The sequence below is a fragment of the Streptomyces cacaoi genome, from assembly GCF_006539165.1.
Taxonomy (GTDB): domain Bacteria; phylum Actinomycetota; class Actinomycetes; order Streptomycetales; family Streptomycetaceae; genus Streptomyces; species Streptomyces cacaoi.
In genome coordinates this window covers 13,375-27,796 of the sequence record NZ_BJMM01000064.1, presented here as the reverse complement: position 1 = coordinate 27,796, position 14,422 = coordinate 13,375, and the positions used below count along the sequence as shown (strand labels likewise).

General features: G+C 73.1%; 9 protein-coding genes and 1 pseudogene. 4 read left to right on the top strand and 6 right to left on the bottom strand.

Going from position 1 to position 14,422, the window contains the following annotated elements; genetic code table 11:
* Positions 1-125 precede the first annotated feature (125 nt).
* Positions 126-1,022, bottom strand: coding sequence for a ribokinase (rbsK, locus tag SCA03_RS31505; RefSeq protein WP_086818399.1), 897 nt, complete (start codon positions 1,020-1,022; stop codon positions 126-128).
* Positions 1,019-2,158 carry a LacI family DNA-binding transcriptional regulator gene (locus SCA03_RS31500; RefSeq protein ID WP_230989033.1) on the bottom strand — a complete coding sequence of 380 codons (1,140 nt, stop codon included), beginning with the start codon at positions 2,156-2,158 and terminating at the stop codon, positions 1,019-1,021. The genes rbsK and SCA03_RS31500 overlap by 4 nt, the downstream gene beginning before the upstream one ends.
* Positions 2,159-2,416: 258 nt before the next feature.
* Here SCA03_RS31500 and uriH point away from each other — a divergent pair, with 258 nt between their 5' ends.
* A complete protein-coding gene (gene uriH, locus SCA03_RS31495; protein ID WP_086817868.1) occupies positions 2,417-3,463 on the top strand; it encodes a uridine-preferring nucleoside hydrolase UriH in 1,047 nt (348 codons plus the stop codon).
* A gap of 5 nt (positions 3,464-3,468) precedes the next feature.
* Positions 3,469-4,905, top strand: coding sequence for a uridine transporter UriT (uriT, locus tag SCA03_RS31490; RefSeq protein ID WP_086817871.1), 1,437 nt, complete (start codon positions 3,469-3,471; stop codon positions 4,903-4,905).
* A gap of 48 nt (positions 4,906-4,953) precedes the next feature.
* On the opposite strand, the gene SCA03_RS31485 is transcribed toward uriT, so the two are convergent.
* The 4 genes from SCA03_RS31485 to SCA03_RS31470 all read right to left on the bottom strand — a co-directional run bounded on the left by SCA03_RS31485 (position 4,954) and on the right by SCA03_RS31470 (position 9,964).
* Positions 4,954-5,466, bottom strand: a complete 513-nt coding sequence (locus SCA03_RS31485; protein ID WP_244967127.1) for an ATP-binding protein — start codon at positions 5,464-5,466, stop codon at positions 4,954-4,956.
* A gap of 294 nt (positions 5,467-5,760) precedes the next feature.
* The gene (locus tag SCA03_RS31480; protein WP_086817869.1) at positions 5,761-6,522 is read right to left on the bottom strand and encodes an enoyl-CoA hydratase/isomerase family protein; all 762 of its coding nucleotides are present in this window, start codon (positions 6,520-6,522) and stop codon (positions 5,761-5,763) included.
* Positions 6,523-6,695: 173 nt separating this feature from the next.
* Positions 6,696-7,916 (bottom strand): L,D-transpeptidase, encoded by a 1,221-nt coding sequence (locus SCA03_RS31475; RefSeq protein ID WP_371864024.1) that lies wholly within the window; start codon positions 7,914-7,916, stop codon positions 6,696-6,698.
* Positions 7,917-8,779: 863 nt separating this feature from the next.
* Positions 8,780-9,964 carry a L,D-transpeptidase gene (locus tag SCA03_RS31470; RefSeq protein WP_141275789.1) on the bottom strand — a complete coding sequence of 395 codons (1,185 nt, stop codon included), beginning with the start codon at positions 9,962-9,964 and terminating at the stop codon, positions 8,780-8,782.
* 693 nt (positions 9,965-10,657) lie between these two features.
* Between SCA03_RS31470 and SCA03_RS31465 the strand changes: the two genes are divergently transcribed.
* Positions 10,658-12,160 (top strand): MFS transporter, encoded by a 1,503-nt coding sequence (locus SCA03_RS31465; protein WP_141275787.1) that lies wholly within the window; start codon positions 10,658-10,660, stop codon positions 12,158-12,160.
* A 299-nt stretch (positions 12,161-12,459) separates the two neighbouring features.
* Positions 12,460-14,118 (top strand): annotated as a pseudogene (locus SCA03_RS36600) (ABC transporter ATP-binding protein); the annotation flags it as partial.
* Between the last annotated feature and the right edge of the window lie 304 nt (positions 14,119-14,422).

Genomic DNA, 14,422 nt, shown 5'->3' with positions numbered 1-14,422 from the left:
CCCCCCGCTACAGGGGGCTCCGCCCCCTCTAGGAGACCCCCGCTCCCTGGCGCCCCCGTGCGCATATCGCGCCTGTTGGCGTCGAGTTGGGGCTACCCAGGCAACAGGGAAGGGCGAAGGGGGATTCAGGGGTTGAGGAGGGATTCGACCTCGGTGCGGTGGGCGAGGGACGGCTGGGCGCCGGGGCGCGTGGTGCTGACGGCCCCCGCCGCGGCAGCCCACCGCGCGGCTTCCTCCAACTGCCGCCCCTCGGCAAGCGCAACGGCCAACGCCCCACAGAAGGAGTCCCCGGCAGCGGTGGTGTCGACGGGCGTCACGGGAAACGCCGGAATGTGCAGCTGTGCCGTCCCCTCGCACAGCAGGACCCCATCACCCCCGAGGGTGACGACGACGGCCCCGGCCCCCCGCAGCCGCCGCGCGGCCTCCCCCACCTCTTCGAGGGTGCCGGGCGTCGAGGACAGCCCGGCGAGCGCGGCCAGTTCGGTCCGGTTGGGCACCAGCAGATCGACGCGGGAGGGCAGTTCGAAGCCGTCGACGGCGGGCGCCGGGTTGTACAGGACGGTGCCGCCGGACAGCCGCGCGGCCTCGTGGTTGGCCTCGTGGGGCACCTCCTGCTGGAGGACGGTGACCCGCGCCTGCCGCAGGGTGTCGGCGGCCGCGGTGCAGTCGGCCGCGGTGAGGCGGGAGTTGGCACCGGGGCTGACGATGATGGTGTTCTCGCCCTGGGGGCTGACGGCGATGAGCGCACGGCCGGTGGGAACGCCGGGGGTGCGCTGGATGTGGCCGACGTCGACGCCCTGTTCGCGGGCGGCGCCGAGCATCACCTCGGCCGCGTCGTCGTCGCCGACGCGGCCGATGAAGGAGACCTGGCCGCCGAGCCGGGCGGCGGCGACGGCCTGGTTGGCGCCCTTGCCTCCGGGGTGCTGGGCGATGTCCCCGCCGAGGACCGTCTCGCCCGGCACCGGGTGGTGCGGTACGGAGGTGACGAGGTCGAGGTTGAGGCTTCCGACGACTGCAATCACTGTGCTGCCTTCGAGGAGTGGGATGCGGACGGGCTGTCGGGGGACCGCGGGGCGGGGGCTGTGCCGCCGGTGGGTCCGGGGGCGGACGGAGCGGTGTCGCCGGTTCCGTGCGCGGGGTGGTCTCCGGGCTCGGTGGAGGCCCGGATCACGAGCTGGGGTGCGAGCCGCACGGTGCGGCAGGGGAAGGCCGCCGGGTCGTCGAGCCGCTGTTCGAGCAGCCGGACGGCTTCGACGGCGATGTCCCGCACGGGCTGGCGGACGGTGGTGACGGCAGGGTCCGCGAGGTCGGCGGGCGGGATGTCGTCGAAGCCGGTCACCACGGTGCGGCCGGGAACGTCCACGCCGAGCTGCCGCAGCCGCTGGAGCGCGCCGAGCGCGATGAGGTCGTTGCCGCACACGAGCGCGTCGGGTTCCGGGCCGGACTCCCGGTTCCACAGCCGGTCGACGGCGGCGCGCCCCCAGGCGGCGGAGAAGTCGCCCAGGGCGAGGCGGGGCGGTGCGCCGAGCGCTGCGGCGCCGACCTCGTAGGCGGCGCGGCGTTCGGCGGCGGCCGAGTTGGTGCCGTCGGCGCCGATGTAGCAGGGCCGGGTGCGGCCCCGCGCGGCGAGATGGTCGAGGACGAGGGCCATGCCGGCGGTGTTGTCGACGGCGACGAGGTCCGCGATGCCCGGCCCGCAGCTGCGGTCGAGCAGGACGAGCGGCACCCGCCCGGCCGCCGCGGCGACGGCGGTCCGGCTGCGCTCCTCGTCGACGGGCACGACGAGGAGCGCGTCGACCTGCCGGGCCAGCAGCGCCTCGATGCGCGCGGCCTCGGTGCCGGGGTCGTCGTCGCAGTCGGCGAGCAGCACGGCCCGGCCGCGCTCGTCCAGTACGTGTGTCAACTCCCGTACCAGCGCCGGGTAGAAGGGGTTGGTGATCTGCGGCAGGACGAGTCCGACGGTGGCGGTGCTGCGGCTGCGCAGCGCGCGCGCCACCTGGTTGGGCCGGTAGCCGAGGCGTTCGGCGGCCTCGCGGACGCGGCGTGCGGCGTCCGCTCCGACGGGCCGGGAGCCGGACAGCACCCGGGAGACGGTGGAGACCGAGCAGCCCGAGGCGCGCGCCACGTCGCGCAGTGTGACGTCGGAGCCTGGGTTCACGGGCGGCCACCACTTCTTCGTCGGAGTCCGGCGGTCCAGAGGATCGGCAAACGTTATCAGCAGCTTTCCGTCCGGGACAGACCTCTCTGTCCCGGTGTGACGCAGTCCTCCATTGACATCCACAGGGCGGCTACGCAAAGTCGTGGGAGAACGTTTTCCCACCGCCCGCCCGCCGCCGGTGTCCTCCCAGCCGCCCGTCGCACTGCCGCCGGGGCGACGAGAGGGGCGACGGGGAAGGGCTGAGCAAAGGGGCTCTCCGTGGCCAAAAAGATCATCCTCGACTGCGACCCGGGGCACGACGACGCCATCGCGATGCTGCTCGCGCACGGCAACCCGGACGTCGAGCTGGTCGCCGTCACCACCGTCGTCGGCAACCAGACGCTGGAGAAGGTGACGCGCAACGCGCTCGCCGTGGCCCGGATCGCGGGCATCACCGGTGTGCCGTTCGCCGCGGGATGCCCCAGGCCGCTGGTGCGCACGGTGGAGACGGCGCCCGACATCCACGGCGAGTCCGGGCTGGACGGCCCCGAACTCCCCCAGCCCGCTTTCGAGGTGGACGAGCGGCACGCCGTCGACCTCATCATCGACACGGTGATGTCCCACGAGCCGGGCGAGATCACCATCGTCCCGACGGCGGGCCTGACCAACATCGCGATGGCCGTGCGCAAGGAGCCGCGGATCGCCGAACGGGTGCGCGAGGTCGTCCTGATGGGCGGCGGCTACCACCAGGGCAACTGGAGCCCGGTCGCCGAGTTCAACATCGTCATCGACCCGGAGGCCGCGCACATCGTCTTCAACGAGCGCTGGCCCGTCACGATGGTCGGCCTCGACCTCACCCACCAGGCGCTGGCCACCCCCGAGGTCACCGAGCGCATCGCGAAGCTCGGCACCCGCCCCGCCACGTTCGTGGGCGAACTCCTCGACTTCTTCGGCGCCACCTATCTGGAGGCCCAGGGCTTCGCACACCCGCCGGTGCACGACCCGTGCGCCGTCGCCTACGTCATCGACCCGGACGTGATGACGGTGCGCAGGACCCCCGTCGACATCGAGCTGCGCGGCGGACTGACCCTCGGCATGACCGTCGCCGACTTCCGCCGTCCCGCGCCCGCCGACTGCCGCACCCAGGTCGCCGTCGACCTCGACCACGCCCGCTTCTGGGACCTGGTGGTCGACGCACTGGAGCGGATCGGCGCGGGCGGCGACGCGGCCGCGGCCGAGGCGGCGGCGGAAGCCGGTTCCGGCACGGTCGGCGCGGCGGCCGACGCCACCGCCGAAGTAGCCGGAGAAGCCGGAGAACGGGCGTGACCGCCGTGCCCGGCAGCACGTCCGCCGCCCCCGAGGGGCATCTGCGCCAGGGCCGGCCCGTACGGGTGGGTGTGCTGATGACGGCGCTGCTGGTGGCGTGCTTCGCCTTCCAGCTGAACGCGAGCATGCTCAGCCCCGCGCTCAGCAGCATCGAGCGTTCCCTGCACGCCAGTTCGGCCGAGATCGGGATGACGCAGACCGCGTTCTTCACCTCGGCCGCCCTCTTCTCCCTCTTCCTGCCGCGCCTGGGCGACCTCGTCGGCCGCCGCAAGGTGCTCGCCGGGATGCTCGGGCTGATGGCGCTCGGCTGCGTCGTCGCCGCCTTCGCGAACAGCGTGCCCATGCTGTTCGCCGGCCGGGTCATCCAGGGCGTCTCGGGGCCGACCGTCCCGCTGTGCCTGATCATGCTGCGGGTCGAGGTCACCGAGCCGAAGAAGTACGGCACGCTGCTCGGCGTCATCACCGCCGTCAACGGCGGCATCGCCGGCATCGACTCGCTCGCCGGCGGCTACCTCGCCGACCACCACGGCTTCGGCTCGGTGTTCTGGGCCATGGCCCTGGTCGCCGCCGTCGGCACCGTCCTCGTCGCCACCCTCACCCCGGAATCCCGCGCCGCCTCCGGCACCCGCATGGACTGGCCCGGCGTCCTCCTGCTCGTCGTCTCCGTGGGCGCCATGCTCATCGCGCTGAACGAGGCGGGAAAGCTCGGCGCCGCCGACTGGCCGCTCGCCGCGGGCCTCGTGGTCGTCTCCGGGATCGCCTTCGCGCTGTTCTGGCGCGCCCAGGACCGCAGCCCGCACCCGCTGGTGGCCACCCGCCATCTGCGCCGCCGGTCCACCTGGGCGACGCTGCTGACCACCGTGCTCACCATGACCGGCGTCTTCGCCGTCATGAACGGCCTGCTGCCCGCGTTCGCGCAGGACGCCGAGGCCGGCCTGGGCATGTCCGCCGAACAGTCCGCCTGGTGGACGCTGACGCCCTACGCACTCGCCGGGCTCGCCATGGGCCCCCTCGCCGGCCGGCTCGCCGCCACCCACGGCTACGGCCGCATCCTGCGCGCCGGACTGATCGGCGCGACGGTCACCGTCGTCCTGATGCTGCTCACCCTGGACGTGCACTCCCGGTGGCTGCTGCTGGCCGCCTCGCTCCTCGTCGGCGTCGCCTACGCGGGCGTGGCCAACATCGTCCTCAACGGGCTCGGCATCGTGCTCTCCCCCAAGGAGAACCCGGGCTTCCTGCCGGGCCTCAACGCCGGTGCCTTCAACCTCGGTTCGGGCCTGAGCTTCGCGGTGATCTACGCCGTGCAGACGGCGGCCCTGCCCGAGGACGGCTCCTCCACCACGGGGTACGCGGCGGGCATGATCGCCGGCGTGGTCCTCCTCGCCGTCGCCTTCGCCGCCTCCTTCCTCATCCCGAAACCGATGGCCGCCGAGGCGGACTGAGCCGCTCCGCCTGCCGGCCCGGACGCGGCGGGCCGGCGGGCCGGCGGGTCAGGAGCGCATCTCGAACCAGGTCGTCTTGCCGCGCGGCAGCAGATCGACCCCCCACCGGTCGGACAGCGTGTCGACGAGGAACAGCCCCCGCCCGCTGGTGTCCAGCGCGTCGACGGGCAACAGACACGGCAACCCCCGCGAGGGATCCCGCACCTCGATCCGGAACCAGCCGGACCGGCGCAGCATCCGCAACCCGATCGCGTGCGCGCCGGTGTGCCGCACGGCGTTCCCGACGAGTTCGGAGACCAACAGCACGGTGTTCTCGGCCAGTTGAGCGGACATTCCCCACCGCGTCCGCACCACGGTGTCGGTCAACTGCCGGGCTAGCCGGGCGGATTCGGGCCGGTTGGGAAGGGTCACCTCCCGCGCCGCCGGGTCGCCGACCCGGCCCAGGACACCGCCCTGCGCCTCGCCCGGCGCAGCCGGCTGCCCCCTGCCGGGCCCGGCCCCGGCAGGGCCTTCCGTCGTCGGATCGGCCACCCCCGCGGCATCCCTCTGCTCACCCGCCATGCCCCCCATCATGGCGCCACCCGGGCACCCGGGGGACGGTTCTCGGGCATCCGCGGACGCGCACCCCGGCCGCAGCGCACCGCACAGCGCGGCGCCCCGGAGCCGAACCCGGCCCGGGGCACCCGGCTGACCTGCGGTGACAACGAGTACGCGGGTGATCACGGACGGCGTGACCGCTACCGCTTCACCGGGGGACGGCACGGGAATTCGCCGGAAACCGCCTCCTCCCACCGTGGGAACGGCCACGGGCGCGCCCGGTCCCCCGCACGGGCGCCGGTGAGCGGTCAGCCGCGGTCAGTCGAAGACGGCCTTGCCCGGCCCCTCCTCGACGAAGCTGCGCATGCCCGTCTCCCGGTCGCGGGTCGCGAACAGCCCGGCGAACCAGTTGCGTTCGATGGCGAGCCCGGTGTCGATGTCCGCCTCCAGCCCGAAGTCGACGGACTCCTTCGCGGCGCGCAGGGCCAGCGCCGGCCCGCGGGCGAGCCGCGCGGCCCAGGCGTGCGCCTGCTCGTGGACCTCCTCGTCGGGGACGACCTGGTCCACCAGCCCGATCTCCCGGGCCTCCGCCGCCCGCACCTGACGCCCGGTGAAGATCAGATCCTTTGCCTTGGCGGGGCCGACGAGCCGGGAGAGCCGCTGGGTGCCGCCGGCGCCGGGGATCAGACCGAGCAGAATCTCCGGCTGGCCCAGCTTGGCCCGCTCCCCGGCGATCCGCACATCGGCGCAGAGGGCCAGCTCGCAGCCGCCGCCCAGCGCGTACCCGGTCACGGCGGCCACGACCGGTTTGGGGATCCGGGCCACGGCGGTGAAGGCGTCCTGGAGCCCGCGCGAGCGCAGAACCATCGCGGTGTGGTCCATCTCCCGCATCTCCTTGATGTCCGCGCCCGCCGCGAACACCTTCTCGCCGCCGTAGAGGACGACCGCGCGGACGTCCTCGCGCCGCCCCGCCTCCTCGGCCAGTTCCCGCAGCCGGTCCTGCATCCGGATGTCGAGGGCGTTCATCGGAGGCCGGTCCAGCCGCAACGTGCCGACGCCGTCCGCGACCTCCAACCGCACGCCCGCGTCCGGCGAGCCCTGCCCGCCCTGTCCGCTCTGCCCGCCCTGCCCGCTGTTTCCGCCGTCGGCGGTGCCTGTGGTGTGTGCCGTCATGCACGGCAGGTTAACGGCCGTTACACGCCGCGGGCCCGGTGCCGTTGCTCACAGCACCGGGCCCGCGGACGCTCACCGGCTCACTGCGGGGCCTTCCACTCGTCCCAGTCCATGTTCCAGCCGTTGAGGCCGTTGTCGGGCTGGATCGTCTCGTCCTGCGAGTTCTTGACCTCGACGACATCACCGACCATCGAGTTCTTGAAGAACCAGGCACCGGGTGTGCCGTTGCTGCCGCCGCCGCGCCGGTCGAACAGACCGACACAGCCGTGGCTGGCGTTCACCTGGCCGAACTGGGGCTGCGGAGTCCAGTAGTTGCCGTGGATGAACGTGCCGGAGGTGCTGAGCCGCATCGCGTGCGGCACATCCTTGATGTCGTACTCGCCGCCGAAGCCGACGGTCTCCCCGTTCATCCGGGTGACCTCGTACTTCTCGCTGACGACCATCTTCCCGTTGTACGTGGGGTTCTGGGGGCTGCCGGAGGTGATGGGGATCGTCTTGATCTCCTTGCCGTCCCGCGTCACCGTCATCGTCTTCTTCTTCGCGTCGACGACACTGACCTGCTGCCGCCCGACGGTGAACCGCACCGTCTTGCGCTGCTTGCCGTAGACGCCCTCGGAACCCTCGACACCACTGAGATTCAGGTCGAGCGTGACCTTCGTACCGGCCTTCCAGTACTTCTCCGGACGGAAGTCCAGCCGCTGGTTGCCGAACCAGTGTCCCTCGACGTCCACCTGCGGATCCGCGCTCACGGTGATGGCTTTCTCGACCTGCTCGCGGTGCGTCACCGGCCGGTTGAACTTGAGGGAGACCGGCATGCCGGCACCGACCGTGTCCCCGTTCTCCGGGGTGAAGTAGCCGACGAACGTGTTCTCGGGGACGAACGTGGTGAACGCCGCGTGCTTGGCGGACTCCCGGCCCTCCGCGTCCTCGGCGACCGCGTCGACGGTGTACTCGGTGCCGCTCGCCAGATGCGTGTCCGGCTTCCACGACGAACCGTCCGCCGCCATACGGCCCTCGACCCGGTTCCCCTTGCCGTCCTCCACCCGGACCCGGGTGAGCCTGCCCTTCGTCGCCCTCACCCGCAGCGCACCCGAGGTGGCCACCTCGTCACTGCCGTCCTTCGGCGCGATCGACACGGAGGCGTCGGACGCGCCCTTCGCGCCGTCCCCGCCCTTGCCGTTCGCGCTGGCGCCCGAACCGCCGCCGGACCACGTGGTGAACGTCAGCAGCAGCACGACCAGCACCGCCACCAGAGCAGCGGCCGAACCCCCTATGAGCCGCGCCCGCCCACCTTCCCGCAACCCCCCGAACCACTCCCGCACCCCGGCCCCACCCCGGGCCTGCCCGACTCGGGGCCCCCCGACCGGAGATACCTCCGCTGCGGGCTCCTCGGCCGGGGACGCCTCGACTGGGGACGCCTCCGCTCCGGGCTCCTCGGCTGGGGACGCCGTGACCGTCGACTCCTCGGCCGGGGACGCCTTGCCCGTCGACTCCTCGGCCGGGGACGCCTTGCCCGTCGACTCCTTGGCCGGGGACGCCTTGCCCATGGATTTCTTGGCTGCGGGCTCTTGGGCCGTGGACCCCTCGGCTTCTGGCTCCTCGGCCATCGATATCTCGGCGCCGGGTTCCTCCGTCGCCGATGCTTCGGTTCGGGGCTCACCCGTCTTCGACGGCTCACGGTGAGACCCGGGCTCCGGCTCCGGCTGCTCCTTCTCGGCGCGGGGCCGGGGCTCTTCCTGCGGCTTCTGGTCCTGGTGGGGCTCGGGCCGCCCCTCCCGACCGGATTCCTGTTGTGCGTCCTGCTGCGCGTCAGCCGGTGCGTCCCGCAGAGCGTCCTCGTGTTCCAAGACGGCTCCATCCCCCTTGAACGTCCCACATGTCCCGGGCTCCGCCTTCCGCGGATCCCCGTACGCGGCTGCCCGGCCGCGCCGGACCCTCGTGCCCCGCGTGCCCGCGCGGGAGGGGCCGCCGGCGTCACTTCCCGCACGGGGGCGCGCGTACGCCCGTTAGATAACCACACCGGACCGACGGCGCGGACCGGCGCACGGGTCACCGTTCGGTCGCGGTTTCACGGAAGAGCCCCGTGGGGCGCGACGGGCGCCGGGCACTGCCGGACGGGTCGCCACGGACCACCAGGGAACGGCCCGAAGCCGTCGAAGAGCGGTCAGTTCAGAGCGGATCCGGCCGTCCACCGCTCCCAGGACATGTTCCATCCGCCGAGCCCGTTGTCCGGCGCGACGGTGCGTTCGAGAGCGCCCTTCTCGGACCGCGAGCCCTGCACGGTCACCAGATCACCGACGAGCGCGTCCCGGAAGAACCGCCCCGCGGGCGAGCGGTCGCTGCCGCCCTTCTCGTCCTCCAGGCCGACGCAACCGTGACTGGTGTTCTTCCGGCCGAAGACCCCCGACCGCGCCCAGTAGTTGCCGTGCAGGAAGGTGCCGCTGGTGGTCAGCCGCATGGCGTGCGGAACATCGGAGATGTCGTACTCGCCGCCGAAGCCGACGGTGCTGCCGTTCATCCGGGTCACGTCGTACTTCTCACTGATCACCATCGTGCCGTTGTAGGTCGGGTTCTCCGGCGTGCCCGCCGTGACCGGCACCGTCGACACCCGCCGGCCGTCGCGCTCCACCGTCATCTCCCGGCGTGCCACATCGATCGTGGTGCGCTGATCGCGGCCGACACGGAACCACACCTTCTTGCGCTGCACCCCGTACGCACCGGGCGCCCCCCGCACCCCGCGCAGCCGCAGATCCAAGGTGACGCGCGTACCGGGGCGCCAGGGCTCCCGCGGCCGGAAATCCAGCCGGGTGCCGCCGAACCAGTGCGCGGCCACCGGAACACTGGGCTCTGCCGTCACCCGCACCGCCCGCTCCACGGCGGCACGGTCGGTCACCGGGCGGTTGAAGTCCAGCGAGACGATCATGCCGGTGCCGACGGTCTGCCGGTGCTCCGGCCGGAAGAAGCCGATGAACCGGTGCTTCGGCACCTTCGTGGTGAACGTGGTGTTCCTGGCGATCCGTTCACCGTCCGCCCCCACCGCCACCACCTGCACGCTGTACCGGCTCGACGGCTCCAACGCCCCGCGCCCGCCGTGCAGTTCCCCGTCCCGCGCCAACGGCCGCCACACACGCCCGCCCGCGGACATCCGCCCCCGCACCGGATGCTCGGCGCCATCGCCCCTGCGCACCAGCCGGACACTGCGCAACCGCCCCTCCGCCACGGAAACCCGCACCGCAGCACCCGGCGACACCCCGCGGGCCCGATCGTCCGGCGTGACCTGGACGATCTCCTCGGCCTGCTTCCCGTCCCCCACCAGCCCACAGCCCCCGGTCGCCACGGCCACCGCCATGAACACTGCCGCGAACAGGGGAAGTTTCAGTCCTGTGGTGAACGTCCGCAGGCGGCGGCCCCGTTGTGGGGTCGTGTTGTCGCCCGTGTCCGGCTTCCTGCTCTTGTCCGTCGCCGTCACCGTCGCCGTGCCCGTGCGCCGGTCCGCGCCCGGCCGAGCGACGGGCCTCCTCGCACCCCCCGCCATCGCACCCCCGTCTCCGCTGTGTCGCGTCTCCGCTGTCGCTGTCTCGCACTCGTACGCCCGCACGGAGCCGCCCGGCCCGCACCGACGAGGAGACCAACGAACCGCACGCAGCCGGGACACCCCTGGTCCGGCTGCGTGTGCGGGGTATCGGCCCTGGCCGGGGAGGGCCGCCGTGGGGGCGGTGACCTGGGGGTGCCGTGCTCTTGGCAGGGTCGGAGGGTGGGGGCGCGCCTTGGTCAAGTGGCCTCCGTTGGTGGGATGTTCACTCTTTTCGGGTGTTTGGGGCGGGGGTCGAGCCGGGGGCGGGGCGGCCGGAGGGCGACCGGAGAGGGCGTGAGCTGGGCGGGGCTAGGGTGGGGGGAGGTCAGGGGGTGGCGGGTGGTGGGCGCGGCTCCTTGATGGGTGGGCCCATCGTTGGACCTCGCGCGCGCCCCCACCCACCCCGTCACCCCTCCCCCCGGTAATCCCCTTGGCCCGGTCCAGACCTTTCCTCCAGACTGACCGGACGTGACCCCTCCCCGCACCACCCCCAACTCCCCGTCCGAAAACCCCGGTTCCTCCCCCACCGAAGGGCAAGGCCCCTCCCCCGCCGGAGGACAGGGCTCTTCCCCCGCCAAAACACAAGGCCCCGACGACGCCCCGGCCCCCGACACCCTCCGCTCCCGCAACTTCCTCTCCTTCTTCACCGCCCGCGCCGTCGCCAAGCTCGGCGACGCGATGCTGCCGATCGCACTCTCCGCCGGCCTCATCCAGCTGGGCCACGGCCCCGGTGCCATCGGTGCCGCCCTCGCCTCGTTCACCGTGTGCTTCGCGGGCTTCGTCATCTTCGGCGGCGTCTTCTGCGACCGGCTGAACACCCGCGCGCTGATGATCGGCGCCGACCTCGTCCGGCTCGTCACCCAGAGCGCGCTGGCCGTGCTGTTCGCCTCCGGCGGCGTCGAGTTGTGGCATGTGTGTGCCATCGGAGCGGTCAACGGCCTCGCCGCCGGTATGTTCCAGCCCGGCGTAGCAGGGACCATCCCCCGCATAGCCCGCGATGTGCAGGGCGCCAACGGCATCATCCGGACCGCCGAGTCGCTGGCCATGCTGCTGGGCCCGGCGGTTGCGGGGCTCCTCGTCGCACAGTTCTCCGCCGGCGGGGTCTTCGCCGCACACGGCGCGACGTACGCGATCAGCGCCCTCTGTCTGGCCCTGCTCCGGCTTCCGGTACCTGCCGTGCGCCCCGCCACGCGCCCCGGTTACCGGGCCGATCTCGTCGAGGGCTGGCGCGAGTTCAAGGCCCGTAGCTGGATGTGGGGCGTCATCGTCGTCTGGATGGTCTTCATGATCACCTCCTGGGGGCCGCTCGTACCGCTGACGGCCTCCGAGATCATCCCGGCCGACGGGCCGGGGGCCTACGGACTGGTGAACTCCGCACTCGGTGCGGGCACAGCGCTCGGCGGGCTCTTCGCGCTCCGCTACCGGCCCGTTCATCAACTGCGCGCGGGTTCCGTCGCGCTGCTCGGCTGCTTCTGCTTCCCCGCCGCCGTCGGTGCGGGGCTTCCCCTGTCGACGATGATGGCCGGTGCCGCCGTCTCCGGCATCGGCATGGGTTTCTGGGGCGTGATGTGGTCCACGAGCGTGCAGACGCAGGTGCCCGGGCCGATCCTCAACCGGCTGCACGCCTACGAGGTGGCCGGCTCGATCGCGATGACGCCCGTCGGCCAGGCGCTGGCAGGACCCGCCGCCGGGCTGCTCGGCGGCCGTACGGTGCTGCTGGTCGGTGGCGCGATGGCACTGGCCGTCAGCTGCGCTCTGTTGTGTGTACCGGCCGTCCGCAATCTACGGGCCGTCACCACCCGCTCCACCGCATCCGGCGGGGGCACCGCTGCGGCCGACGGCTCTCCAACCGACGAACCCGGCGGCCGGTGCGCACACCGCACCAACGGACCCGCCAACGGCCCCGCCACCGGCGGCAGCGCGCCGGAGTCCCATGGCGCGAAACCGGTCCGGGACGGGAAAAGCAGCTGAACACACCGGGCCGCCGCCCGTACGCTCGCGCGGTGGGTCACCGACGAGCAGCCCAGGACTCCGACCACCCCGCCCCGGACCCGAACCGCCCCCCGACACCCCGGCCTTCGGACGCGCACGAGCCCCCGCCCGGGCCCAAGCACCCGGCCGTAGCCGCACCCCCGACCAGGGCAGAAGGCACGGCCCACGCAGAGAACACCGCCCAGGCAGAGATCACCGCCCAGGCAGAGAACACGGCCCAGGCAGAGGTCACCGCCCGGGCAAAAGACACCGCCCCGGCAGAGGTGACTGCCCAGGCAATGAACGCCCCCGAGGCGAGCAGCGGCGCCGAGCGCTCGGCCTCGGTACCGGACGAGCCGCGTTCGACGGTGCGTTCGCTCCTCCGGCTGTGGCCTTATGTCCGGCCGGTGCGGGCCCGGCTGGGCACGGCCGCGGCGGTAGCCGTGATCGCCTCGTGCACGGGTCTGGTCGTCCCGTTGATCCTGAAGTGGATCGTCGACGGCCCGGTCGCGCACGGCGGCGGTGCCGGGGTGTGGTGGGGTGGGGCGCTGCTGCTGGCCGTGGGGCTCGCCGAGGCCGGGCTGTTCGGCCTGCGGCGGTGGCTGGTGGCCCGCCCCCTGGCCGGTGTGGAGGCGGCGATGCGCGCGGCGCTCTTCGGACGGCTCCAGCGGCTGCCGGTCGCTTTCCACGACCGCTGGGCGGGCGGGCAGCTGCTCTCCCGCGCCACCACGGACCTGCAACTGCTGCGCATCTTCTTCGCCTTCCCGCTGACGTTCCTGTTCGTCAACGGGGCGACGGTGCTGGTGGGTTGCGTCATCCTGCTCGTGCAGAAGTGGACGCTCGGGCTGGTGCTGCTGGCGCCGGTCGTGCCGCTGGTCGTGCTGTGCTCCGTGTTCGAGGCGCGCTACGCGCTCGCGGCGCGCCGGGCCCAGGACCAGCTGGGCGATCTGACCACCGTCATCGAGGAGTCGCTGCTCGGCATCCGCGTCATCAAGGGCTTCGGGCGGCACCGCAGCCAGGCGCGGGCCTTCCGTGCGCTCTCCGAGCGGCTGCTGGACACCGAACTGCACAAGGCACGGCTGCTGGCGAGGCTGTGGGCGCTCATCACCACACTGCCGGAGATCGCGCTGGGTGCGGCCCTGGTGCTCGGCACGGTACAGGTCGCCGACGGCGCGCTGTCCGCGGGCACGCTGGTGGCGTTCCTGTCGACGGCGCTGGCCCTGCGCTGGCCCGTCGAGTCGATCGGCTTTCTGCTGGCCCTCAGCAACGAGGCCGCCACCGCGACGGACCGCTTCTTCGACGTCATGGCCGCCCCCGTCCCACCCGACACCGGGCCGACCGCACCGACCACGCCCGGCACACCGGCCGCACCCGGCGCGCCGCCCCGCACACCCGGCACGCCCGGCACACCCGACGCCCCACGAGCACCCGACGCCCCCGCCCGGTCCGGCCTCCGCTTCGAGGGGGTCGTCTTCCGGTACCCCGGCGGCCCGCCCGGGGAGCCGCCCGTGCTCGACGGCGTCGACCTGCACATACGCCCCGGCGAGACGATGGCGCTGGTCGGCGCGACCGGCAGCGGCAAGACGACACTGACCGCACTCGTGCCGAGGCTGCACGAGGTCACGGCGGGACGCATCCTGCTGGACGGCGTCGACGTGGCGGAGCTGCCGCGCGAGCAGCTGCGCACCGCGGTGGCCGTCGCCTTCGAGGAGCCGACGCTCTTCTCGACCACCGTGCGGGAGAACGTGCTGATGGGGCACCCGGACGGGGCGGACGGCGCCGAACCGGGCGCGCTGGAGCGGGCGTTGCGCGTCGCGCGCGCGGACGGCTTCGTCGCCGCGCTGCCGCACGGGGCGGGCACCCAGGTCGGCGAGCAGGGGCTCAGTCTCTCCGGCGGCCAGCGTCAACGGCTCGCGCTGGCCCGCGCGGTGGTGGGCCGGCCGCGCTTCCTCGTCCTGGACGATCCGCTCTCGGCGCTCGATGTGCACACCGAGGCCGCCGTGGAGGCCGCGCTGCGCGAGGTGCTGGCCTCCACCACCGCGCTCGTGGTCGCCCACCGCCCGTCGACGGTACAGCTGGCGGACCGGGTGGCCCTCCTGTCCGACGGCCGCATCACCGCGGTCGGCACACACGACGAACTCCTCCGCACCGACCCTCGCTACCGCACCCTGATGTCGGGCACCGCAGCCGGGACGGACGGCACGGCCGCGACGAACGGCACAGGTGGCGCACACGGAACCGACAGCACGGACACCACGGACA

What these genes read in the sequence shown, in the direction of transcription:
- SCA03_RS31485 (WP_244967127.1), bottom strand. Translation starts at nt 5,466, where the DNA reads ATGGCGGGTGAGCAGAGGGATGCCGCGGGGGTGGCCGATCCGACGACG.
- SCA03_RS31470 (WP_141275789.1), bottom strand. Translation starts at nt 9,964, where the DNA reads ATGGCGGTGGCCGTGGCGACCGGGGGCTGTGGGCTGGTGGGGGACGGG.